At 64.0% G+C, this 20865-nt stretch carries 22 protein-coding genes and 1 pseudogene; 10 read left to right on the top strand and 13 right to left on the bottom strand.

Annotated elements, in window-relative coordinates; all coding sequences use genetic code 11:
- Positions 1-41 precede the first annotated feature (41 nt).
- Genes JQ621_RS32325 through fliL form a run of 4 tightly spaced genes read right to left on the bottom strand, consistent with a single transcriptional unit; the run spans position 42 to position 2986 of the window.
- Entirely contained in the window at positions 42-803 is a 762-nt protein-coding gene (locus JQ621_RS32325) for a MotE family protein (protein WP_212241015.1), read from the bottom strand.
- Between the two features lie 9 nt (positions 804-812).
- Entirely contained in the window at positions 813-1259 is a 447-nt protein-coding gene (locus tag JQ621_RS32320; RefSeq protein WP_212241013.1) for a DUF6468 domain-containing protein, read from the bottom strand.
- Positions 1256-2458, bottom strand: coding sequence for a flagellar motor switch protein FliM (gene fliM / locus JQ621_RS32315; protein ID WP_212241011.1), 1203 nt, complete (start codon positions 2456-2458; stop codon positions 1256-1258). Before fliM ends, JQ621_RS32320 begins: the two co-directional genes overlap by 4 nt.
- Before the next feature lie 27 nt (positions 2459-2485).
- Positions 2486-2986 (bottom strand): flagellar basal body-associated protein FliL, encoded by a 501-nt coding sequence (gene fliL / locus JQ621_RS32310; protein ID WP_212241010.1) that lies wholly within the window; start codon positions 2984-2986, stop codon positions 2486-2488.
- Positions 2987-3372: 386 nt separating this feature from the next.
- On the opposite strand from fliL, the gene flgF reads away from it, so the two are divergent.
- The 4 genes from flgF to flgH are packed head-to-tail and all read left to right on the top strand — an operon-like array spanning position 3373 to position 6875.
- Positions 3373-4134 (top strand): flagellar basal-body rod protein FlgF, encoded by a 762-nt coding sequence (gene flgF, locus JQ621_RS32305; RefSeq protein WP_212241009.1) that lies wholly within the window; start codon positions 3373-3375, stop codon positions 4132-4134.
- Positions 4135-4150: 16 nt separating this feature from the next.
- Positions 4151-4939 carry a flagellar basal-body rod protein FlgG gene (gene flgG / locus JQ621_RS32300; protein WP_212241008.1) on the top strand — a complete coding sequence of 263 codons (789 nt, stop codon included), beginning with the start codon at positions 4151-4153 and terminating at the stop codon, positions 4937-4939.
- A 10-nt stretch (positions 4940-4949) separates the two neighbouring features.
- Positions 4950-6104, top strand: coding sequence for a flagellar basal body P-ring formation chaperone FlgA (flgA, locus tag JQ621_RS32295; protein ID WP_212241007.1), 1155 nt, complete (start codon positions 4950-4952; stop codon positions 6102-6104).
- Between the two features lie 9 nt (positions 6105-6113).
- Positions 6114-6875 (top strand): flagellar basal body L-ring protein FlgH, encoded by a 762-nt coding sequence (gene flgH, locus JQ621_RS32290; RefSeq protein ID WP_212241006.1) that lies wholly within the window; start codon positions 6114-6116, stop codon positions 6873-6875.
- Between the two features lie 210 nt (positions 6876-7085).
- On the opposite strand, the gene JQ621_RS32285 is transcribed toward flgH, so the two are convergent.
- On the bottom strand, positions 7086-7865 hold the full coding sequence (locus JQ621_RS32285) for a 2-keto-4-pentenoate hydratase (RefSeq protein ID WP_212241004.1): 780 nt from the start codon (positions 7863-7865) through the stop codon (positions 7086-7088).
- 89 nt (positions 7866-7954) lie between these two features.
- Positions 7955-8983: an SDR family oxidoreductase gene (locus tag JQ621_RS32280; protein WP_212241002.1), complete on the bottom strand. Its 1029-nt coding sequence runs from the start codon at positions 8981-8983 to the stop codon at positions 7955-7957.
- 121 nt (positions 8984-9104) lie between these two features.
- Here JQ621_RS32280 and JQ621_RS32275 point away from each other — a divergent pair.
- Positions 9105-9378 (top strand): annotated as a pseudogene (locus JQ621_RS32275) (winged helix-turn-helix transcriptional regulator).
- 282 nt (positions 9379-9660) lie between these two features.
- Here JQ621_RS32275 and dksA read toward each other — a convergent pair.
- On the bottom strand, positions 9661-10026 hold the full coding sequence (gene dksA / locus JQ621_RS32270) for an RNA polymerase-binding protein DksA (protein ID WP_008142458.1): 366 nt from the start codon (positions 10024-10026) through the stop codon (positions 9661-9663).
- A gap of 216 nt (positions 10027-10242) precedes the next feature.
- On the bottom strand, positions 10243-10854 hold the full coding sequence (locus JQ621_RS32265; protein WP_212241000.1) for an NAD(P)-dependent oxidoreductase: 612 nt from the start codon (positions 10852-10854) through the stop codon (positions 10243-10245).
- A gap of 152 nt (positions 10855-11006) precedes the next feature.
- On the opposite strand from JQ621_RS32265, the gene JQ621_RS32260 reads away from it, so the two are divergent.
- On the top strand, positions 11007-11378 hold the full coding sequence (locus JQ621_RS32260; protein WP_212240998.1) for a winged helix-turn-helix transcriptional regulator: 372 nt from the start codon (positions 11007-11009) through the stop codon (positions 11376-11378).
- Positions 11379-11415: 37 nt separating this feature from the next.
- On the opposite strand, the gene JQ621_RS32255 is transcribed toward JQ621_RS32260, so the two are convergent.
- The gene (locus tag JQ621_RS32255; RefSeq protein WP_212240997.1) at positions 11416-11829 is read right to left on the bottom strand and encodes a flagellar assembly protein FliX; all 414 of its coding nucleotides are present in this window, start codon (positions 11827-11829) and stop codon (positions 11416-11418) included.
- A gap of 282 nt (positions 11830-12111) precedes the next feature.
- Between JQ621_RS32255 and JQ621_RS32250 the strand changes: the two genes are divergently transcribed.
- From JQ621_RS32250 to JQ621_RS32235, 4 genes are all read left to right on the top strand, one after another.
- The gene (locus JQ621_RS32250; protein WP_212240995.1) at positions 12112-13248 is read left to right on the top strand and encodes a flagellar basal body P-ring protein FlgI; all 1137 of its coding nucleotides are present in this window, start codon (positions 12112-12114) and stop codon (positions 13246-13248) included.
- Positions 13248-13634: a flagellar assembly peptidoglycan hydrolase FlgJ gene (gene flgJ, locus JQ621_RS32245; protein ID WP_212240993.1), complete on the top strand. Its 387-nt coding sequence runs from the start codon at positions 13248-13250 to the stop codon at positions 13632-13634. The genes JQ621_RS32250 and flgJ overlap by 1 nt, the downstream gene beginning before the upstream one ends.
- A gap of 11 nt (positions 13635-13645) precedes the next feature.
- Positions 13646-14140 carry a hypothetical protein gene (locus JQ621_RS32240; protein WP_212240992.1) on the top strand — a complete coding sequence of 165 codons (495 nt, stop codon included), beginning with the start codon at positions 13646-13648 and terminating at the stop codon, positions 14138-14140.
- A gap of 159 nt (positions 14141-14299) precedes the next feature.
- Positions 14300-14662 carry a hypothetical protein gene (locus tag JQ621_RS32235; RefSeq protein ID WP_212240991.1) on the top strand — a complete coding sequence of 121 codons (363 nt, stop codon included), beginning with the start codon at positions 14300-14302 and terminating at the stop codon, positions 14660-14662.
- Positions 14663-14675: 13 nt separating this feature from the next.
- On the opposite strand, the gene JQ621_RS32230 is transcribed toward JQ621_RS32235, so the two are convergent.
- The 4 genes from JQ621_RS32230 to JQ621_RS32215 form a co-directional block, all read right to left on the bottom strand.
- Entirely contained in the window at positions 14676-15044 is a 369-nt protein-coding gene (locus JQ621_RS32230) for a hypothetical protein (protein WP_212240990.1), read from the bottom strand.
- Between the two features lie 12 nt (positions 15045-15056).
- Positions 15057-15425: a flagellar biosynthesis regulator FlaF gene (flaF, locus tag JQ621_RS32225; RefSeq protein ID WP_027534793.1), complete on the bottom strand. Its 369-nt coding sequence runs from the start codon at positions 15423-15425 to the stop codon at positions 15057-15059.
- Positions 15426-15708: 283 nt separating this feature from the next.
- Positions 15709-17997 carry a DUF1522 domain-containing protein gene (locus JQ621_RS32220; RefSeq protein ID WP_212240989.1) on the bottom strand — a complete coding sequence of 763 codons (2289 nt, stop codon included), beginning with the start codon at positions 17995-17997 and terminating at the stop codon, positions 15709-15711.
- A 218-nt stretch (positions 17998-18215) separates the two neighbouring features.
- The gene (locus tag JQ621_RS32215) at positions 18216-20486 is read right to left on the bottom strand and encodes a DUF1522 domain-containing protein (RefSeq protein WP_212240988.1); all 2271 of its coding nucleotides are present in this window, start codon (positions 20484-20486) and stop codon (positions 18216-18218) included.
- Positions 20487-20865 lie beyond the last annotated feature (379 nt).

Below are 20865 nucleotides of genomic sequence, written 5' to 3'. Positions count from 1 at the left end.
ATGTAGGTTTTGCCAATTAAGGACTTCTTAAGTATGAGCCCTCAATTCGGCTTTTGCGTCGGCTTGCCGTCGATCTTGGGAAGGTCCCCGGCGGACGCGGCCTGATCCCCGCCCCCATTGGCACGGCGGGCCATCTCGACGGTCAGCCGCTCGGCAGCTTCCGACGACATCAGCCCGAGGATGTCGGACATCTTCCGGGGGGCGATCGCCGAGGCGATCTCGATCAGCACGCCCATCTCGAGCCGGTCGAACACCCGCGCGGCGTCCTTGGGCTTCATGCCCTCATACATGGTCACGAGGCCCTTCAAGCGCTGAGCCTCCGCGGCCTTCTGCTCGGCCTGGGTCGCGGTGATGCGGGATTCCACCGCCTTCATCTCCTCGACCTTGCCTTCGATGCGCTTCTCGGCCGACTTCAACAGGCTCTCGCGGATGTCGATCTCGCGCTGGCGGGCCTCGATTTCCTGACGGCGCGATTGCAGCCGCTCCAGGATGGCGCGCTCCGACTCCGAGATCTGCGGCTGGGCCTCGTCCATCTTCACGGGAGTGCCGCTCTCGGATTTTGTCTCGGGCGCAGCCGGCTTCGGTGCTTCCTTCGGCGCCCCGTGCGTCGAGCCGGTGATGTCAGGGTCTGCACCCCCAGGGAAGTTCAGATTTTCCTGAGCCCAGGACTTCTTCACGCTGTTCGGCTGGTAGTCGAACACATAGCCGCCATTGATCACGAGCCCCGCCACTTTCAGCGTGGCGAGACCTGCGACCGCAACCAGGACGACCGGAATGACGCGGATGTTACGAAAGGACTTCATACCCTGACTTTATGCGGCAAGACCGTTGGATCGTCGGCGCTCGGAGAAGGCTTCGGCCGCGGCTGCCACCGCCTTCGCGGGCGACGGCTTGGCGACAGGAGCGGCTGCGGCTTCCGGGTTCGTGACGGGGCGCGCCGCAATCGCGATCTTGGAAAGACGGCGCACCACGTTGTCGGCTTCGCCGAGCTGCTTGTAGAGCTGATCGGACATCTGCGTGGCGGCGGCCAGCTGGCTGCCGAGATTCTCGTTGACGTCGCGCACCGCAAGCTTGAGCCCGCCGATCGCACGCTCGGCGATCTCGGTCGCCGTGATCAGCTCGCCGATCACCGCCTTCAGCGAGTGCTCGTCCGCCTTCAGCCGCGTCAGCCGCTTGTTGAGCAGGATGCAGTAGCCGATCGTGAGCATCAGCAGGATGGCCACCAGCGTCTCGATCGCCATTCCTAGGGAGTGGTTCATGGGGCCTCCATCAGCTTATTCTGTTCGTCCACCTTCTCGAACATCGCAAGTGTCGTACTTGGCTTGCGCAAGGGTTTCGTCACGCGGATAGCGACGCGCTCGCCGACCCGGCCCATGCGCCCTTCCGTGATGGTGACGTCGCCGCAGCGCACGGTGACGTTGGCATCCGCGCGCATGTCCAGCGGCAGGGTGTCGCCGACCTTGAGCCGCATCAACTGCTTGAGCGGAATGTCCGCCTCGTAGAGTACGGCATCGACGGAAATCTCGGCCTGCACGATCTCGGTGGCGAAATGGCCTTCCCAGATCGGATCACGGCCGAACTTTTCGCCCATGAACATCTGGAGCAGGACGGGCCGGATCGGCTCGATCGTCGCGTAGGGCAGCAGCAGTTCGATGTTGCCGCCGCGGTCTTCCATGTCGATGCGCAGGCGCACCAGGATCGCGGCGTTGGCCGGACGGCTGATCGCGGCAAAGCGCGGATTGGTCTCGAGCCGGTCGATCGTGAAGGTCACTGGCGAGAGCGGCCGGAATGCCTGTTCGGCATCGGCCAGCACCACTTCGACCAGGCGCTTGACGAGTTCGGTCTCGATCGTGGTGTAGGGCCGGCCCTCGATGCGCAGCTGGCTGGAACCGCGGCGGCCGCCGAGCAGCACGTCGATCATCGAGTAGATCAGGTTGGAATCGACCGTCGCCATGCCGAAGTTTTCCCACTCCTCGGCCTTGAAGACCGAGAGCACGGCGGGCAGCGGGATCGAGTTCATGTAGTCGCCGAAGCGCACCGAGGTGATGCGGTCGAGCGAGACTTCGACGTTGTCGGAGGTGAAATTGCGCAATGAGGTCGTCAACAACCGCACCAGGCGGTCGAAGACGATTTCGAGCATCGGCAGACGCTCGTAGGAGACCATTGCCGAATCGATGATCGCGCGGATGCCGCTGTGGTCGTCGAGCGTGACGTCACCGACGGTAAAGCCGAGGAGATTGTCGATCTCCTCCTGCGACAGCACCCGCTCCCCGGAGTTCTTGCCGGTGCCGAGGTCGCGACTGCCGTCCTCGACCATGGCCGCCCATTGCAGGGCCATAGTCTCCGAGAGTTCGTTTTCGGCAGCAGCCTTCGCGGCCTCTGCAGGATCCTCGGAATCGAGCGACGCCTCCCATTGGGCGGCAATCGCATCCTGGTCCATTTGCTCGTTGCCGGCCATGGCGCTAGCCCGTTGCCTTCCGCATCCTCACTGGAGCACGACTTCCTTGAACAGGACCGCGCTGACCTGGATCGGCGCGACCGCGGCGTTGACGCGCTTGGTCAGCTCTTCCTTCAGACGGAAGATGCCGGCGGAGCCGTTGAGGTCAGAGGAACGCAGCTCGCGCACATAGGTCTGGAAGATGTCGGTGACGCGCGGCATCGACGGCTTGATCGCCTCGATCTGCTTCTCTTCCTTCAGCTCGAGCACGATCTTGAGCTTGAGATATTGCACGCGCTCGCCGGGCGCACCGGCGAGGTTGACCATCATGTCGGGCACATCGACGAAGGCCGGCGGCTTCGGCGGGGGCGCCGCCTCGGCATGATGCTCTTCGGCGCCGTGACGGAAGAACAGGAACCAGGTCGCGGCCCCGCCGCCGAGCAGGACCAGCACGCCGACGACAATCAGGATCAGCTTGAACTTGCTCTTGGGGGCAGCGGCTTCCGCGCCTTCGGCGGCTGCGCCGCCTTCCGCTTCATTCTCTGCCATGATCGTCCGGGCTCGCTCATCTCATAAAGGATCGGAAGGGCGAAGCCTCCTGGCAGACAGTGACGCGATACAAATGCCCCAGCGCTAAGCGCTCCTCTCACAAGCAAACGCTACGGTAATAATGGTTAACGGAACCTTTCGATTGGGCTTCCGCTAGGAAAAATCTGCCGGGCAAACATGGCTAACAGAACCTTTCTGCCCCCTGCTTTTGCTTCCACAAAATCCATAAGCGACTGTAATCACACATTCTTCCGAGTTGGCACGGCTTTCGCTGAGAGAGAGGCGAGACCGAACGGTTTGGGAGAACCTGACGGCCTCTTTCACGGGATCGGCCAAGGCGCTTGGGAGAGCGAAATGGCCGGGCTCACCTGAGGGGAGATTGACCGATGCAGAATGCGCTTCTGATCGGATTGTCACGGCAGATGACGTTGGAGCGGCAGATGGATGTCATCGCCAACAATGTCGCCAACGTTAACACCAACGGCTTCAAGGCCGACCATTCGCTGTTCGAGGAGTATCTGAACTCGAATGCGCATGAAGACAATTTCGTCGGCTCCGATCGCCGGGTCTCCTATGTGCAGGACCGCGGTACCTACCGCGACGTCGGCCAGGGGCCGATGGAGGCGACCAAAAATCCGCTCGACATGGCGATCAGCGGCAACGCGTTCTTCGCCGTGCAGGCCAATGGTGCCGAGCGCTACACCCGCGACGGCAAGTTCGCGCTGAGCAGCACCGGCCAGCTCATGACCTCCGACGGCAATCTCGTGCTCGGCACCGGCGGCCCGATCACCTTCCAGCCGACCGACCACGACATCAACGTCTCCCCCGACGGCACCGTGACGGTGCTCGAGGGCACGGCCAAGGTCGACTCGATCCGCGGCAAGATCAAGATGGTGTCGTTCGACGATCCGGCCAAGCTGACCAAGCTCGGCGCCAATCTCTATGCTGCCGGCTCCGCCAACCAGCAGACCGACAGCAAGTCCACCCTGCAGCAGGGCTACGTCGAGAAGTCGAACGTGAACTCGGTCGGCGAGATGAGCCGCATGGTCGAGGTGATGCGCAGCTACACCGCAATCGCCAACCTGCTTCAGCAGCAAAGCGACCTGCACAAATCGGCGATCGAAAAGCTCGCCGACGTTCCGGCCTGATTAGGGGACCACTGACATGCAAGCGCTCCACACCGCTGCGACCGGAATGGCGGCACAGGAACTGAACGTTCAGGTGATCTCCAACAACATCGCCAACCTGCGCACCACCGGCTTCAAGAAGCAGACGGCCGCGTTCCAGGACTTGATCTACGAGCACATCCGCCGCGTCGGCGCCCAGGCCTCGGACCAGGGCACCATCCTGCCTGTCGGCGTCGACATCGGCGGCGGCGTCAAGACCGTCGGCACGCCGCGCAGCATGACGCAAGGCACGCTGTCGCAGACCGGCAACGACCTCGACCTCGCGATCTCGGGCGAGGGCTTCTTCAAGATCCTGATGCCCGACGGCACCTACCAGTACACCCGCGACGGCACCTTCCAGATGGACAATCAGGGCCGCGTCGTCACCGCGGGCGGCAATCCGGTGCAGCCGACCATCACGATCCCGAACAACGCCTCGGGCATCACCGTCAACGAGCAGGGCCAGGTGACCGTGACGCTGCCGGGCTCGTCGAGCAACACCGTTCTCGGCCAGATCGGTGTGACCCGTTTCATCAACAAGGCGGGCCTGCAGCCGGTCGGCAGCAACCAGTTCGTCGAGACGACCTCGTCGGGCACGCCGCAGGACGGCACCGCGAATTCGGAAGGTTACGGCAAGATCACGCAAGGCAGCCTCGAACAGGCCAATGTCGACGTCGTGTCGGAAATGAGCGACCTGATCGCCGCGCAGCGCGCCTACGAGATGAACGCCAAGGTGATCAGCGCCGCCGACCAGATGATGCAATCGACCACGGCGCTGTTCCGCTGAGGTGATGACCATGATCCGCACCACGCTGCTCGCCCTCTCCGTCCTGTTCGCGCTGGCGCTGCCGGCGGAGGCCGCCGACGACGGCATCGCCGCACCGACGCTGCGCGCCAGCGTCACCGTCTCCTCAGACGTGGTCCGGGTCGGCGACCTCGTCGACAATGCCGGTTCGGCCGCGCTGATCCCGGTCTATCGCTCGCCCGATCTCGGCACGACGGGTGCGCTGCCGGTTGCGCAGGTCTTGAGCGTGCTGCGCGCCAAGCAGGTGATCGGCGTGATGACCGGCGACATCAGGGAAGTCCAGGTCACCCGGCTTGCCCGCACGCTCGCCAACAGGGATCTCGAAAACGCGGTCGCTTCCGCGCTCGAACGTCGCTTTGGCCTTGGCGATGCCGCCAACATCGCCGTGACCTTCGACCGCGGCATCTCCGACATGCGCCTCGACGCCTCCAACAGCGGCGCGCTCCAGGCGGTTGCGACCCGCTACGATGCCCGCGGCGGCCGCTTCGATGTCACGTTCGAGATCAACAACGACAACACCCCGGCGCCGACCAAGCTGCGCCTGACCGGCATCGCGATCGAGACCGTCGAGGTCGCCGTCCTGACCCGCGATATCGATCGCACCGATGTGCTGAAATCCTCCGACGTCGCGCAGGAGCGCCGGCCGAAGGCGGAAGTGCCCGGCGAGCCGGCGCTGCGCGAGCGCGCGGTCGGCATGCAGCTGCGCCGGCCGATGCGCGCCGGCACGCCGATCCGCGCCGCCGACATCGCCAAACCCGAATTCGTGTCGCGCGATCAGAGCGTCACCGTGATCTACCAGGTCCCCGGGATCTACCTCACCACCCGTGGCAAGGCGCTCGACGGCGGCGCCGAGGGCGACACCGTGAGCGTCCTCAATCTGCAGACCAAGCGCACGCTGACCGGAACCGTCACCGGCCGCGGCCAGGTGACCGTGCAAGGCGCCAGCCAGTCCGCGCCGATGCCCGCTGCTGTCGAACAGACCTCCTCGCTGAAGCGCGACGAGGCGCCCGCCCCGGTCGACACCGACGCCATCGTGCGCAACCTGGTCCAGGCTCCCGCATCGCCGGCCCAAGCCGCTCAAAGTCAAGCTCAAGTCGCACAAGCCCAGATCCCGCAAGCTCGCGTCTCGCAAGCCCAAGCAAAGTAAGAGTTAGTCATGTCCGCTTTCAGTTCGGCTTCCCGTCTCCGTCGCATCGCGATCCCTGCACTGCTGCTGACAGCCAGCGCGCTGGGCGGCTGCTCCTCGATCGACCGCTTGTCACAGATCGGCGAGCAACCAAAACTGTCGGCGATCGACAATCCGACGACGCAGCCCGGCTACAAGCCGGTGCAGATGCCGATGCCGAAGCCGGAAGTTGCCTCCTACAGCCCGAACTCGCTGTGGCGCAGCGGCAGCCGCGCCTTCTTCAAGGATCAGCGCGCCACCCATGTCGGCGACCTCCTGACCGTGACCGTGAACATCACCGACAAGGCCAATATCGAGAACGAGACTCAGCGCAGCCGCTCCAACAAGGAAGATTCCGGCATTACCGACTTCATCGGCGCCAAGACGATCACGCAGGCCAACAAGATCCTGCCCGGCCGCATCCTCACCGCCGACTCCACGGCCTCCAGCGATGGCAAGGGCTCCGTCAATCGCACGGAAGCGTTGCAGACCAACGTCGCTGCGGTCGTGACCCAGGTGCTGCCGAACGGCAACCTCGTCGTCGAAGGCAAGCAGGAGATCCGCGTCAACTACGAGATCCGCGAGCTCGTGGTCGCCGGCATCGTCCGTCCCGAGGACATCCAGAGCGACAACACCATCGATTCCAGCAAGATCGCGCAGGCCCGCATCGCCTATGGCGGCCGCGGCCAGATCACGGACGTGCAGCAGCCGCGCTACGGCCAGCAGGTCATGGACGTGCTGCTGCCCTTCTAGCCTTTCGCAAGAGCTCCCACATCGTGCTCGCGAACCTAGGCGCGAACGACGATGTACGACGCGGCCCTCGCTAGCTCCCCTGGCGAGGGCCGCATCTATTCTGGCGTTGATGCCTTTGAGGCAACGAGCCAAGTGCTCGCGCGTGTAGCGACGCCACAACCTCACGCTCCGTCATTGCGAGCGCAGCGAAGCAATGACGGCGGGGAGAGCTCACGTAAATTCCGCCTCCACCACGCCCAGCCCGTCCAACTCCATCCGCACCTTGTCGCCGGCTTTCAGCCACAGCGTCTTCACCAGGCTCCCTGTCAGCACGAGCTGTCCCGCATGCAGCCCCTTGCCTTCGGCGGCGAGGTGGTTGGCCAGCCAGGCGAGTGCGTTGTGGGGATGGCCGAGCACGTCGGCGCCGGTGCCATGGCTGACCTCCTCGCCGTTGACGATGGCGCGGCCCTTGACCGCCTTAAGGTCCGGAACCGACGAGCGCGGAACCGAGGCACCCAGCACACAGCCGGCGGCGAAGAAATCGTCCGCGATCAGCGTCGCGGCGCCCATCGTCTCCCACTTCACATAGCGGTCGTCGACGATCTCGATCGCGGGATGATAGGCCTCGACGGCTTCGCCGACCCATTCGGCCGTGAACGGCGCCTCGCCGGCGGCGAGGTTACGTTTCAGGCGTACCGCGATCTCGCACTCGACGCCGACACGGACATAGTCGCCGGCCGCGAGCCTGACGCCGCTGTCGTGCACACCCCTCTGGAACACGCCGCCGCCGCAGGGATGCGGGATGCCGATGTAGTCCTGCATCACCTGGCTGGTGCAGCCGATCTTGTAGCCGACCAGCGGCCCGACATGCGGCAGCAGGAGATCATGCAGCGCGCGCTGCACCTGATAGCCTTCGCCCTCGTCGGCGGGTGGATGTTCCAGTGCCGCAAGCGGCGCATGGTTCCTGCGCGCCAACGCGATCGCCTTTGCGGCTTCGAGAATTTTGTCCATCGGCGCCGCCTCCACGCTACGCTATCGCAATCTGGGGCGGCACTTGAGCATCCCGGCCCGGGCCTGACAAGCGCGGGCGATCTGCGGCCTCAGGCCTTGACCAGACCGAGCCGGATCAGGCTTTCGGCGGTGGCCAGAATTGCCTCGTCGTTGGAGCGCGGCTGCCAGCCGAGCACTGATCTGGCCTTGGCGCTGGTCGAGTGTCTGACCTTGCCGAGCATCGGCACGACCGAGCGCAGCAATGGGATCTGGCGCGCGGCAATCCGAACCAGCCAGTCCGGCGCCTGGAGCCGCGGAACCCGGCGCGCCCGCGGCCCAAGTTCCCGCCGCAGCACTTTGCCGATCTCGAGGATCGACAGCGTCGCGCCTGAGACCGCGATGAAGCGTTCGCCTTTCGCTTCCGGGGCGGTCATCGCCCGCACATGTAAATCGGCGACATCGCGCACGTCGACAAGGCCGAAATAGACCCTGGGCACCGCCGGCATGGCGCCATCGAGCAGCGATTTGACGATCTCGATCGAGCCCGAAAAATCCGGCCCGAGCACGGGACCAAAGATGCCGGCGGGATTGATGACGGACATCTCAAGCCCGTTGCCCTCGCGCGCGATGAAATCCCAGGCCGCCCGTTCCGCCAGCGTCTTGGACTTGATGTAGGGCTGCAGGCTCGCATCGCCGAGATTGGTCCAGTCGGTCTCGTCAAATGGCGTGTCGCGCGGCGGATGGCCGTAGCCGATCGCGCCAACCGACGAGGTGACGACGACCCGGCTGACGCCGGCATCCCGCGCGGCGCGCAGCACCCGCAAGGTGCCGTCGCGGGCCGGAATGATCATCTCGTTCTCGTCGTCGGGAACGGTGGTCAACAGCGGCGAGGCGACATGGAGGACGTAGTCGCAGCCCGCGACCGCCTCGCGCCAGCCATCGTCTGCGGTGAGGTCGGCGGTAAAGAAGGACAGGCTTTCGGCCGATACGGCCCCGCCCTCGCGCAGCATCGCCAGCACGTCGGCCTGCCGGTCCGGCCGGCGCACCGTCGTTCGCACGGCATGACCGGCGGCCAGAAGCTGCAGGACCACATGGATGCCGACGAAGCCGGACCCGCCGGTGACCAGAACAGTGCTCATTGCCCAATTTCTCTCGTTGCGCCGGGCCGGCCAATTGGCTCTGCCAGCCTGCTCAAGTCCGCATCTGGACACTATCTCACGAGGGAACAAGTAGAATGGATTTGAGGGCCGGTAGTGGAAGCTGGAGATCCTGTTCGCGCCGATGAACGGCGCGGTTCGTTTCGGCGCGCCGCGCCTGGTCGATCGGCGGCATCACCCAGCACATGCTGACGACGCAGCTGCGCGAGCTCGCGCAGGACGGGCTGGTGTCGCGCACCGCCTTCGCCGAGAAACCGCTTCGCGTGGAATACGGGCTGACGGACGCGGCCTATGGCCAGCTGCCGGCGTTTAAGGAAATATTGAGCTGGTCCGGGCTTTATGGAGATGCGCGCCTTGTAGCGTCTCACGAAGCCTGATTGCAGCGAAACATGATGCTGCTTGATCAGTGTCTGAGCATCCGAACAGATCTCGTTGATGCGACTCGCAAAACGTCCCGCACCTGAAGTGAAGGCTGTTTCTCATGTGAACTCACGTGAGCTCGCAGAAATCTGTTCTAGCTCATTGATCGTGATTCACTTTTCGCGATCGCACGCGTGCGTCGAAGCGCGCGGCGGCAAGCGACAGACAAAATGCCGGTTACGGCGCGAAACCGCGCCTTGAGCCCAAAAACAAAGAGCCGCATCTCTGCGGCTCGGACTCTATTCGTCGCGATAGACCTTCTCGCGTTTCTCGTGGCGCTCCTGCGCTTCCACCGAGAGCGTCGCGATGGGCCGGGCTTCGAGCCGCTTCAACGAGATCGGCTCCCCGGTGTCTTCGCAATAGCCGTAGGTGTTGTCCTCGATGCGCTGGAGCGCGGCGTCGATCTTGGCGATCAACTTGCGCTGGCGGTCGCGGGCGCGGAGTTCGATGGCGCGGTCGGTTTCGGACGATGCCCGATCGGCAAGATCGGGGTGGTTCACGTTCTCCTCCTGCAGAGCCTGCAGGGTGAGCTTGGACTCTTTGAGGATCTCATCCTTCCAGGCGAGGAGCTTCATACGGAAGTACTCCTTCTGCCGGTCGTTCATGAAAGGCTCTTTTTCGGTCGGTCGGTAGTTTTTCAACTTTTCCAAGGGCGGCCTATCTTCTTAAGCAACGACTCGCGAACGGAACGGGGTCCGTTGAGCCGGGGCTTATATAGCTACCCCTTGTGACAGACAATATTTCCTTAACGGCGCGGTTACCGCCCCCAAACCCTTGCACAGGAAGGTTTATCCGGCGGAAGCCCGGGGGCGGCCAACGGCCTAGTAGCCGACCGTGAAACGCTGCCTCGGATGGGCCGGTTTCTCGATCTCATCGGCCATCGCGATGGCGTAGTCGGCGAAGCTGATCCAGCTTTTGCCGTTCGCATCTGCGAGAAGCTGGTCGGTCCCGAGCCGGAACTTGCCCGTTCGCGCCTCCTCGACGAACAATGCCGAGGGCGAGATGAACGTCCAGTTCAGGTCCTTCTCCTGCCGGAGCAGGTCGAGGAACACCCCGCCGGCCTCCGCCTCGGCCTTGTATTGGGCCGGGAAACCAGGGGTCGTGACCAGTTTGATGCCGGGAGCGACTTCCAGGCTACCGGCGCCGCCGACGACCAGATAGCGGCCGACCTTCGAATCCCTGGCCGCGCCGATGAGCTTGTGCGGGTCGCTCGCCAGGAAGTGGACGGAGCTGATGGCAACGTCGTGCCCGGTCCAGAGCTTGGTGAGGCCGGCCTGGTCGAGGACATCTCCCTTGGTCGGTGTGACGTTCGGCAGGCCGGCGATCCTCTCGGGGTTCCGGGCTATGGCGGTGACCACGTGACCACGGCGGGACAGTTCCTTGGTGATCTCCGACCCGGCCCGACCCGAGGCGCCGGCAACTGCGATTTTCATGGAAGGCTCCTTTGCTCTTGGCTTTTAAAGTAACCAATAGTTACTAGATATCGCAAAGAATGCTGGTGTTAAGAGAGCACTTTGTGCTTACTTGATTACACAGGAGTAACCGGCAAGAAGCTGGCCGAGCCAGGCAAGCGCGAGGAACCGAAATGAAACCCAATGTCTATGCTGCCGAGTGCCCGACGCGTCAGATCCTCGATCGCGTCGGCGACAAATGGGCCGTGTTGATCCTGTTGCTGCTGCGCGAGGAGCCGATGCGCTTCAATCAGTTGCGTCGCACGATCGAAGGGATCTCGCAGAAGATGCTGAGCCAGGTTCTCAAGTCGCTCGAACGCGACGGCCTGCTCAAGCGCCACGCCATCGCGACCGTGCCGGTGACGGTGGAGTATTCGATCACGCAGCTTGGCGTGACGCTCGCAGCCGCAGTCGATCCGCTGCGCGATTGGGCCGAAGAGAATCTGAAAGACGTGCTCGCTGCACAGCGCCGCTACGATTCGCAGCAGAAGGAGGAAGCGGCGTAGAGCCGTTCCCCACGCACTCTAGATTACCTGATAATCGTCAGCCCTGCCCGGCCTTCGCGAGTTCGACCTCGACGCGCAGTTCGATCTCGGACAGCACGGAGTCCAGACCGGGATCGCCGGAGGACGATTTCAGGCTTGCGGCCGCATCACGCAGCCGCAACACCGTCGACTTGTCGAGATTGCCGGACAAAAGTCCCATCTTGAGATCGTCAAGGACGTCGAGCGCGGTCTTGCCGCGGGCAACCGAGCGCTTGCGGCGCTCGACCGGATCTTCCTCGATGCCTTGCAGCGCGAGCAGCCCGTCGATGTTGGCGGTGGCCTTGGGTGCGGAGGCGCTACGCGTCTCCTGCGTCGACGAGGTGTCGGGCAGCACGAAGGTGCCGGAGCTCGTTCGCCTGGCCTGGCTGGCCGGCGTTCCGAGCGTGGTGCCATTCGGTCCGTAGATGCGCATCGAAGCAATCCGGGTGATCGATGCGCCACATTCGCCGCCTTATGGTTAACGGGGCGTAAACGGCCCGGCAAAATCTGCCGACACACGGCAGTTTCGCTCCCCATCGCCAACACCGGCTGACACCGGAGGAAACAAATTTACTCAACCTATTCAATCACCTAATCCCCCTGCCCCGGGTTGGCACAGTGCTCGCAAGGAAAGCGTCGGACCAGCTCGTCATGGGAGTGTCGCGGTCGGTCCGAGACGTGAGGAGGCTCGTTCGAGGGCCTTGGGGAGCAGAGGATGCCAGGCGTTCGTTGGGTGAAGATTCTGAGCGGGTTGTTTGCATTGGCCTGTGCCGCGCTGTCGGCGCTGGCGCTCTCGGCTGCCACGGCAAACGCGACCTCGCGCATCAAGGATCTCGCCAATATCGAAGGCGTGCGGCAGAACCAGCTCATCGGTTACGGTCTTGTCGTCGGCCTTAACGGCACCGGCGACACCCTCAACAACATCCCCTTCACCAAGCAGTCGCTGCAAGCGATGCTTGAGCGCATGGGCGTGAACATTCGCGGCGCCACAATCCGTACCGGCAACGTCGCCGCGGTGATGGTCACGGGCAATCTGCCGGCCTTCGCCACGCAAGGCACGCGCATGGACGTCACCGTCTCTGCGCTTGGCGACGCCAAGGATTTGCGCGGCGGCACTCTGCTGGTCACCCCGCTGCTCGGCGCCGACGGCAACGTCTACTCGGTCGCCCAGGGCTCGCTCGCCATCTCCGGCTTCCAGGCCGAGGGCGAAGCGGCCAAGATCGTGCGTGGCGTTCCGACCGTGGGCCGCATCGCCAACGGCGCCATCATCGAGCGCGAGATCGAGTTCGCACTCAATCGCCTGCCGAATGTGCGGCTCGCACTGCGCAATGCCGACTTCACCACCGCCAAGCGCATTGCAGCCGCGATCAACGACTATCTCGGCGTCAAGAGCGCCGAGCCGATCGATCCCTCGACGGTGCAGCTGACGATCCCGCCGGAGTTCAAGGGCAATGTCGTCGCCTTCCTGACCGAGATCGAACAGCTTCAGGTCGATCCGGATCTCGCCGCCAAGATCATCATCGACGAGCGCTCCGGCATCATCGTGATGGGCCGCGATGTCCGCGTCGCCACCGTCGCGGTCGCGCAAGGCAACCTCACGGTCACGATTTCCGAGAGCCCGCAGGTGAGCCAGCCCAATCCGCTGTCGCGGGGCCGCACCGTGGTTACGCCGCGCTCCAGCGTCGGCGTCACCGAGGACGGCAAGAAGTTCGCCGTCGTCAAGGACGGCGTCTCGCTCCAGCAGCTGGTCGACGGCCTCAACGGCCTCGGCATCGGCCCACGCGACCTCATCAGCATCCTGCAGGCGATCAAGGCGGCCGGCGCGATCGAAGCCGACATCGAGGTGATGTGATGCAGACCGGCATGCTCAACACCGCGCGCGTCAACGCCGCCGCTCTCGCCTCGAACCCCGCATTCTCCGTGGAAAGCCGCAACGGCCGGCCCGACTTCGAGCTCGCCGCGGCGCTCCAGAAGGTCTCGCCGCAGCAGCAAGCCAAGGCGCAGAAGACCGCCACCGACTTCGAAGGTATGTTCCTCAACAGCATGTTCGCGCAGATGACCTCAGGCCTGAAGGGCGAAGGCCCGTTCGGCGACACGCCCGGCACCGGCGTCTGGCGCTCGATGCTCACCGAGCAATATTCCAAGAACTTCGCCAGCGCCGGCGGCGTCGGCATTGCCCGCGACGTTTACCGTACCCTGATCATGCAGCAGGCCAAAACCACTCTGCGTACGGCATAAGGTCAAACGAGATGAACCACTTCAACGCGTCACGTCAGCCGATGCCTGTGCAGCGTGCAAACCCGAGCGAGAGCGCTGCGGCACGCAAGCTCGCCGAGGACCTGATGGATGCGATGAGCGCCCTTCTCGGCCTGATCGAGCGCGAGACCGAACTGGTCCGCGCCGGCAAGGTCCGTGAGGCGATGACGATGGAAGGCAAGAAGCAGGAGCTGTCGAAGCGCTACGTCGGCGCCGTCGGCGAGTTGAAGGCGAACCAGGACAAGCTGGCGAAATCCGCGCCCGAGTTGCTCTCGACGCTGCACCGGCACCATGACGCCTTCCGCGCCATGCTTCAGGTCAACCTCACCGTACTTGCGACCGCGCATGCAGTCTCGGAAAGCGTTGTGCGTGGCGTCAACGCGGAAATCCAGAAGCGCAACGTGCCGAACACCTATACGGCCGCAGGACGCCGCGCGGCACCCGGCCCGCGTCACATCACGCCCCTCGCGGTCAGCCGCACGCTCTGAGCAAACGCGAAAACTGTCTGCAATTTTATGAAAAACCGCGCGGCAAAAGCTTCGCGCGGTTAGCCACGTTTCCTTACCGGGTATTCAATCCTGGTGTTCCATTGTTGCGTATTGAGAGGGGTTGGGATTTGACTCACGCAAGGCAACCAGGAGGCTGCCATGAGTACAGATTTCAGCATCAGGCCGGTGGGGATACCGGCCCCGGTACAGATCGTAACGACGTCGAATTCGGCGGCGAACGATGCTGTACAAACCGATTTGCCGGTGAGCCAGACGGTCGCCGCGAGCGATACGATTGCGGCCGCGGGCAATAATGATTTGCAGGGTAACGCGAATATCGCGCGCCAAGTCGTGTTCGACCAGGCGTCCGCGTCCATGGTCTTCCAGGTCGTCAATGAAAATACCGACGCGGTGGTCAACCAGTTCCCCGACGAGGCGATGCTGCGCCGGCGAGCCTATTTCCACGCACTGGATTTGAAGTCGGAGCCCCCGCGTCCGCTCAACACGGACCTCAGCGCCTGAAGGCACCTTCGTTTCAGCTATCGAGCTTGGCCTGCGCGGTATCGAGGTAGCTCGAGCCTGTCGCGGGATCCGTGACGACGTTCTTGATCTGCGCCACGCCGGTGTTCGTCAACGTGAACTTCGTGTTGCCGAAGCGGAACGAGGCGTCCTTGATCAACACCTGCTGATATTGCGAGGTCCCGTCGCTCTGATAGTGGATCTGCGCGCGGAAGCCGTTGACCTGCGAGATGTCGAGCGAGAATTTCTTGCCGTTGGCGTAGGTGCCGGTCCAGTTGCCCTGGTAGAGCGACGAGTCGACCGGAACGTATTTGGACGAACCCTTGGTGCTCGACAGCGTGTTCGACTTATACGTGGACGACAAGATGCTCATGATGTCGGACATCACGAGTCTCCATCACGGGCGGCCGGAAAGGCCGGCAGCGATGTTGCGATTGATCTCGATCAGCGGACGGAAGTGATCGAACTGCGGGCTCATCTGCAGCGCCGCGGTCTGGCTCAGCACGAACACGCTGATGTTGGCGATCTTCTGCCGGACGTCGAGCGGCTGGGGGTTGTTCTCGCGCATCGCTTCGCTGAGGAAGATGGTCCAGAGCTTGCGATTGAACATCAGCGCCTGGGTGGTCTGCTCGCTGAACGGATCGGCGGCGTTGATCGCGTCCTGCAGCTTGTTGGCGGCCTTCAGCAAGGTCTGCGCCTCAACGTCGCGAGGAGATGCGGTGGTCGTAGCAACACGCGCGTAGGCCGAGGCAGCGGAATTCGACATCAATCACACCTTGAAAGCTTCCTAGCCCGTTGAACGGACTTAAGGATTTCTTTCCCAACCCTATGCATCACCGCTTAAGATTTGCTTACATGTGCGCTTGGAAGCTCTCCGGAATATTACGGGTCGCTTCGTGAGCGCGAGGATAGATGCGCAGGATGCCGGCTGTAAATTTGCACTGCATCATGCACGTCGATCGCAGCTAACCTTGTCTTAGCGGACTCCCTCAAAACAACGGCGGGGCTAAGCCCCGCCGCGACTCGTCGGCCGGCGACCTCGCGGCGAATTACTTGAGCAGCTGCAGCACGCTTTGCTGCGACTGGTTCGCCAGCGACAGCGCGGAGACCGCGATCGACTGACGGGTCGACAGCGCCTGGCTGTTGGCCGCTTCCTCGTTGGTATCGGCGAGCGTCAGGTTGGACGAGCCGGTCTGCAGCACGTTGATCAGGTTCTTCGAGAAGTCCTGGCGCACCTGCACGATGGACAGGTTCGAACCGAGGCTCGAACCTTCCGAGCGCAGCGTGCTGGACGCAGCATTCAGGCTCTGCAGGACCTTGTTGGTCGCGCCGTTGTCGATGAAGTCGGTGCCGGGAACCAGATTGCTGAGGCCGAGACCCGCCGCGTTGAACACCACGCCGTTGATGCCGAGCGTGGAGCTGCCGGTCTCGTTGAACACCAGCTTCAGCGTGTCGCCGTTCAGCAGGTTGACACCATTGAAGGAAGAGTCCTGCGAGGTCGTGTCGATCTGCGCCAGGATGTTGTTGAACTGGCTGACCAGGCTCGAACGCGCGGTCTGCGCCACGGGGTCCTGCACCGGCGGCTGCGCGGTGGTGAAGGCGAGCACGCCGGTCAGCGTACCGCCGACCGTACCGCCAGCGGTCGACGAACCGAGCGTCGAGGATGCGTATTCGTTGACGGTGGTCACCGTCAGCACGCCGTTGGCGTCGATCGTCGCGGTCAGGTGGTTGGCCTGAAGCTGGACGTTGAGCTGGTCGAGTGTCTTGACCGTGCCGTTGGTGCCGTCGCCGAAGGTGACGTTGACCGGCGTGCCGCCGTTGAAGGAGGTAAAGGTCAGGGTCTTGCCACTGACGCCGCCGACGCCTGATTTGCGCGCCGCGCTGAACGCCGTCGCCGTTCCGGTATTGCCGCTGAGGCCGAAGGCGCTCAGCGCGTTGCCGGTGCCGGTGATCGAGAGGTCTGCGTTGATGCCGGTCGAGATCGCCAGCTGGCCGCTCGAATTCACCGACGAGGGGATCTGGCCCGAGGTGGTGCCGAGCGTCGCGGTGCCGTTGAAGAGGCTGGCGGTCTTCACGCCGGTGGCCAGGTCGATCGAATTGAGCAGGTCGGTCAGGTTCGCGCTCTGCAGATAGACCGTCGAGTTGCCGTTGCCGTCGGTGACGACGTTGCCGTTGACGCCAAAACCGTTGGCCACGCTGGCGGCAGATTGCGGCGTCTGCGCGTTCTTGAAGGTGATGGTGTGGCCGTCGACGTTCAGGGTCGAGCCGTCCTGCACCAGCGAACCCAGCGAGCCCGCAGTGGTCGAGCGGTTCGCGGTGATGCTGGCATTGCCGGCGCCCGTCGCCGACGTCAGGCCGAGGGCATGGAGGAAGTCGGCCTTGCCGGCGACGGACAGATCGGCGCCGGTCGAGCTCTTCAGGGTGATGGCGCCGCCTGCACTAATGGAGGATGGCGTCTGGATCGTGCCGACTGTCGCGCCGCTGGTCGCGATCGTGGCCGCACCGGCGCTGATTGTCGCGGTCCTGACGCCGCTGGCGAGGTCGATCGCGCTGAGCACGTCGTTGACGGTCGCCTTGGGCGCGGCCGCCGTTCCCTCATAGACGATCGAATTGCCGTTGCCGTCGGTCGCAATGGTTCCGCTGGCGTTGAGGCCCCAGCCGGTCGGCTGCGTCGTCGGCGCGGGCCCGGTGCGGAAGGTGACGGTCTTGCCGTTCACAGTGATGGTGTCGCCATCCGCAGGCGGCGTGCTGAACTGGGTGGATGTGGTGGTGCCGAGCAGCGTGTCGGTGCCGGCGAGCGCAGTGCTGCCGTCGGCGGCGGTCACGGTGCCGCCGACCAGGGTGCCGGCGGTGGAACCGAGCGAGGCGCCGAGCGCAGCAGCCGCCGTCACCGGCGTGACACCGCCGGCCGCACCGGTGTAGAGCACGTTGCTGTTGGCGGTCGCGCTCGCATACGAGGTCGTGCCGCGCAGATCCGCCGGCGTAGCACCGGGGATCGTGGTCGAGACGTTGGACTTGGTGGAATAGCCGACCGTGGTCTGCAGCGCCTGGTTGGCGATCGATTTTGCGCTGTCGATCAGCTTCTGCAGCGAGGTGATGCCGGTATTGGCCGCCTGGAGCACCTGCACGCCGTTATTGATGCCATCCAGCAGGTTGCTGATGTCGCTTGCCCGGTTGTCCAGCCCCTGCGCCGTGAAGAAGTTGGTGGGATTGTCGAGCGCCGTGTTGACCTTCTTGCCGGTCGACAGCCGCTCCTGCGTCGTGGCCAGCAAGTCGGCCGTCGACTGCAGCGACAACAGGTTCTGGCGAACGGACGCCGAGAGAACGATGTTGGACATTGGCTAGTCTTCCTCTTGAACCGGATACGAATCGGCCGCGCAGGTCTGGAAGCGGGCTTTTGTCCAGTTTTAGGACCTGTCCTTTAAAGTATGGTTAACGCCGGTTTAAGGGATAGGGTTAATGGGCCGTAAACGCCCTTCGCTGTCTCCAAACACACAAAAGGACGGCGGGGCAAAAGCCCCGCCGCCCGGTTTTATTAAGTAATTTCAGCCGCTTATTAGCGGAGCAGCTGGAGCACGCTCTGCTGCGAGGTGTTGGCCAGCGACAACGCGGAGACCGCGATCGACTGGCGGGTCGACAGCGCCTGGCTGTTCGCCGCTTCGACGTTGGTGTCGGCCAGCGTCAGGTTCGACGAGCCGGTCTGCAGCACGTTGATCAGGTTCTTGTTGAAGTCCTGGCGGATCTGCACCACCGAGAGGTTCGAACCCAGCGCCGACGCTTCCGAGCGCAGCGTGCTCGACGCGGAGTTCAGGTTGGTCAGCACGCGGTTGGAAGCCGCGTTGTCGATGAAGTCGACACCGACCGTCAGCGCGGCGAGGCCCAGACCCTTGGAGTTGTAGGTCACGCCGGTGATGTTCAGGCTCGACTTGCCGGTCTCGTCGAACACCAGCTTGAGCTGGTCGCCGTTCAACAAATTGACGCCGTTGAACGAGGAGTCCTGCGAGGTCGTATCGATCTGGTTCAGGATGTTGTTGTACTGAGACACCAGGTTCGCACGGGCTGTCTGCGCAACCGCATCCTGGACGGGGGTGGAAGCCGTCGAGAAGGTCAGCGCCGAGGTCAGCGTGCCGCCGATCGCGCCGCCGGCGACGGTCGATCCGATCGTCGAGGACGCATAGTCGTTGGACGCGGTGATGGTGAGCCGGCCGTTGGCGTCGATCGTGGCAGACAGGTTGTTGGCCTGCAGCGCGTTGTTGAGCTGATCGAGCGTCTTGACCGTGCCGTTGGTGCCGTCGCCGAAGGTGACGTTGACCGCCGTGCCGCCGTTGAAGGAGGTGAAGGTCAAGGTCTTGCCGGCGATGCCGCCGATGCCCGAAGTGCGGGCCGCGGTGAACGCGGTCGCCGTGCCGGTGTTACCTGCAAGGCCGAGCACGGCGAGAGAGTTGCCGGTGCCGGTGATCGACAGGTCCGCATTGACGCCGGTGGACAGCTTGAGCTGGCCGGAGCTGTTGATCGTCGACGGAGCCTGGCCAACCGCAGTGGCAAGCGTACCGCCGCCGCTGCCGTTCAGCGCGAAGGTCTGCACGCCAGTCGCGAAGTCGATCGCCTTCAGCACGTCGCTGATCGAGCCGGTCTGGAGGTAGACCGTCGAGTTGCCGTTGCCGTCGGTCAGGACGTTGCCGCTGACACCGAAGCCGGACGGAACCGCCGGAGCGTTGGACGAGCCGGGGACCGGCGCGTTCTTGAAGGTGATGATGTGGCCGTCGACGTTCAGCGTCGAACCGTCCTGGAGCAGCGATCCCAGAGAAGATGAGCTGGTCGCGCGGGCCGCGGAGACCGTCGCGTTCCCGCCACCCGTCGCGGTCGTGAGACCGAGCTCGTGCAGGAAGTCGGCATTGCCAGTCACCGACAGATCCGCACCGGTCGAGCTCTTGAGCGTCACGACACCGGCGGCAGCGGTCGACGGCGATGCGGCGGAGGCCGCGCCGATGGTCGCAGCGCCCGCGGTGATCGTCGAAGTCTTGACGCCGCTGGCGAGATCGATCGCCGTGAGGACGTCACTGACAGTCGCGAGCGGCGCCGAGCTGGTGCCGAGATAGACGGTGGTGTTGCCGTTGCCGTCGGTGACGAGGTGGCCGCTGACGCCCGAGCCGGTCGGAACAGCGCTCTGGGCCGGAGCCGTACCGGCACGGAAGGTGATGGTCTTGCCGTTCACCGTCAGCGTGTCGCCGTCAGCGGGCGCCGTGGCCAGCGCGCTGGACGTGGTGGTGCCGAGCAGGGTGATCGCACCCGTCAAGGCCGTCGAGCCGTCGGCTGCGTAGGACGTACCGGTGCTCACGGCCGAGGCCTGGGCCGCGCCCAGCGTCGTCGCGCCGCTCGCAGCAGTCGCGCCGCCCGCCGCGCCGTCATACAGCACGTTGCTGGCTGCGGTCGCGCTGGCGAAGGAGGTCGTGCCACGCAAATCGGCCGAGGTCGCACCGGAGATCGTGGTGGAGACGTTGGACTTGGTGGAGTAGCCGACCGTGGTCTGGAGCGCCTGGTTGGCGATCGACTTGGCGCTGTCGATCAGCTTCTGCAGCGAGGTCAGGCCGGTGTTGGCAGCCTGCAACACCTGCACGCCGTTGGCGATGCCATCGAGCAGGTTGTTGATGTCGCTGGCGCGGTTGTCGAGCGACTGGGCGGTGAAGAAGTTGGTGGGATTGTCCAGGGCCGAGTTGACGCTCTTGCCGGTCGACAGACGGTTCTGTGTGGTGGCGAGAAGATCAGCAGTGGACTGGAGAGAGAGCAGGTTCTGGCGAACCGACGCAGAGAGAACAATACCGGACATGACTCTTACCCTTCTGGCTTACGCGTCTTCGTTCGATCGCTTCTGGATCGAGTGACGGCCACAGGGTGCGCCAACATGGCTAATAAAGGGTGAAACGTGGCTCGCTGTCATAAGCGCCGGTTCACCATAAACCATTGTGGCGCACTGGCACGCGTCGCAATCCGCCTGAAATCGCTCGCGATTTTTCTCGCTTACTCCCCGTTAACCATAACCGCTGGTTACTTTTACGATCCCTCCTCGCTTCCCCCAATACCGATTGGCGCGCAAAAAAGCGGCGGGGCCGAAGCCCCGCCGCCGTGTCCTGCTTACGATGTCAGCCGCTATTAGCGGAGCAGCTGCAGCACGCTCTGCTGCGACTGGTTGGCCAGCGACAGCGCGG

This window comes from Bradyrhizobium manausense (assembly GCF_018129685.1).
Lineage (GTDB): Bacteria > Pseudomonadota > Alphaproteobacteria > Rhizobiales > Xanthobacteraceae > Bradyrhizobium > Bradyrhizobium manausense_D.
The sequence above is the reverse complement of the archived record's forward strand: the minus strand, read 5'-3'. Positions and strand labels throughout refer to the sequence as shown.

Excerpts from the sequence above, each read along its gene's own strand:
- flgG (WP_212241008.1), top strand. The coding sequence starts at position 4,151 with ATGCAAGCGCTCCACACCGCTGCGACCGGAATGGCGGCACAGGAACTG.
- flaF (WP_027534793.1), bottom strand. The coding sequence starts at position 15,425 with ATGTCGAATTCCGCTGCCTCGGCCTACGCGCGTGTTGCTACGACCACC.
- fliL (WP_212241010.1), bottom strand. The coding sequence starts at position 2,986 with ATGGCAGAGAATGAAGCGGAAGGCGGCGCAGCCGCCGAAGGCGCGGAA.
- flgH (WP_212241006.1), top strand. The coding sequence starts at position 6,114 with ATGTCCGCTTTCAGTTCGGCTTCCCGTCTCCGTCGCATCGCGATCCCT.
- JQ621_RS32255 (WP_212240997.1), bottom strand. The coding sequence starts at position 11,829 with ATGCGCATCTACGGACCGAATGGCACCACGCTCGGAACGCCGGCCAGC.
- JQ621_RS32265 (WP_212241000.1), bottom strand. The coding sequence starts at position 10,854 with ATGAAAATCGCAGTTGCCGGCGCCTCGGGTCGGGCCGGGTCGGAGATC.
- JQ621_RS32235 (WP_212240991.1), top strand. The coding sequence starts at position 14,300 with ATGAGTACAGATTTCAGCATCAGGCCGGTGGGGATACCGGCCCCGGTA.
- JQ621_RS32260 (WP_212240998.1), top strand. The coding sequence starts at position 11,007 with ATGAAACCCAATGTCTATGCTGCCGAGTGCCCGACGCGTCAGATCCTC.
- flgF (WP_212241009.1), top strand. The coding sequence starts at position 3,373 with ATGCAGAATGCGCTTCTGATCGGATTGTCACGGCAGATGACGTTGGAG.
- flgA (WP_212241007.1), top strand. The coding sequence starts at position 4,950 with ATGATCCGCACCACGCTGCTCGCCCTCTCCGTCCTGTTCGCGCTGGCG.
- JQ621_RS32230 (WP_212240990.1), bottom strand. The coding sequence starts at position 15,044 with ATGTCCGACATCATGAGCATCTTGTCGTCCACGTATAAGTCGAACACG.
- JQ621_RS32325 (WP_212241015.1), bottom strand. The coding sequence starts at position 803 with ATGAAGTCCTTTCGTAACATCCGCGTCATTCCGGTCGTCCTGGTTGCG.
- JQ621_RS32250 (WP_212240995.1), top strand. The coding sequence starts at position 12,112 with ATGCCAGGCGTTCGTTGGGTGAAGATTCTGAGCGGGTTGTTTGCATTG.
- JQ621_RS32320 (WP_212241013.1), bottom strand. The coding sequence starts at position 1,259 with ATGAACCACTCCCTAGGAATGGCGATCGAGACGCTGGTGGCCATCCTG.
- JQ621_RS32285 (WP_212241004.1), bottom strand. The coding sequence starts at position 7,865 with ATGGACAAAATTCTCGAAGCCGCAAAGGCGATCGCGTTGGCGCGCAGG.
- JQ621_RS32215 (WP_212240988.1), bottom strand. The coding sequence starts at position 20,486 with ATGTCCGGTATTGTTCTCTCTGCGTCGGTTCGCCAGAACCTGCTCTCT.
- flgJ (WP_212240993.1), top strand. The coding sequence starts at position 13,248 with ATGCAGACCGGCATGCTCAACACCGCGCGCGTCAACGCCGCCGCTCTC.
- JQ621_RS32240 (WP_212240992.1), top strand. The coding sequence starts at position 13,646 with ATGAACCACTTCAACGCGTCACGTCAGCCGATGCCTGTGCAGCGTGCA.
- JQ621_RS32280 (WP_212241002.1), bottom strand. The coding sequence starts at position 8,983 with ATGAGCACTGTTCTGGTCACCGGCGGGTCCGGCTTCGTCGGCATCCAT.
- dksA (WP_008142458.1), bottom strand. The coding sequence starts at position 10,026 with ATGAACGACCGGCAGAAGGAGTACTTCCGTATGAAGCTCCTCGCCTGG.
- fliM (WP_212241011.1), bottom strand. The coding sequence starts at position 2,458 with ATGGCCGGCAACGAGCAAATGGACCAGGATGCGATTGCCGCCCAATGG.
- JQ621_RS32220 (WP_212240989.1), bottom strand. The coding sequence starts at position 17,997 with ATGTCCAACATCGTTCTCTCGGCGTCCGTTCGCCAGAACCTGTTGTCG.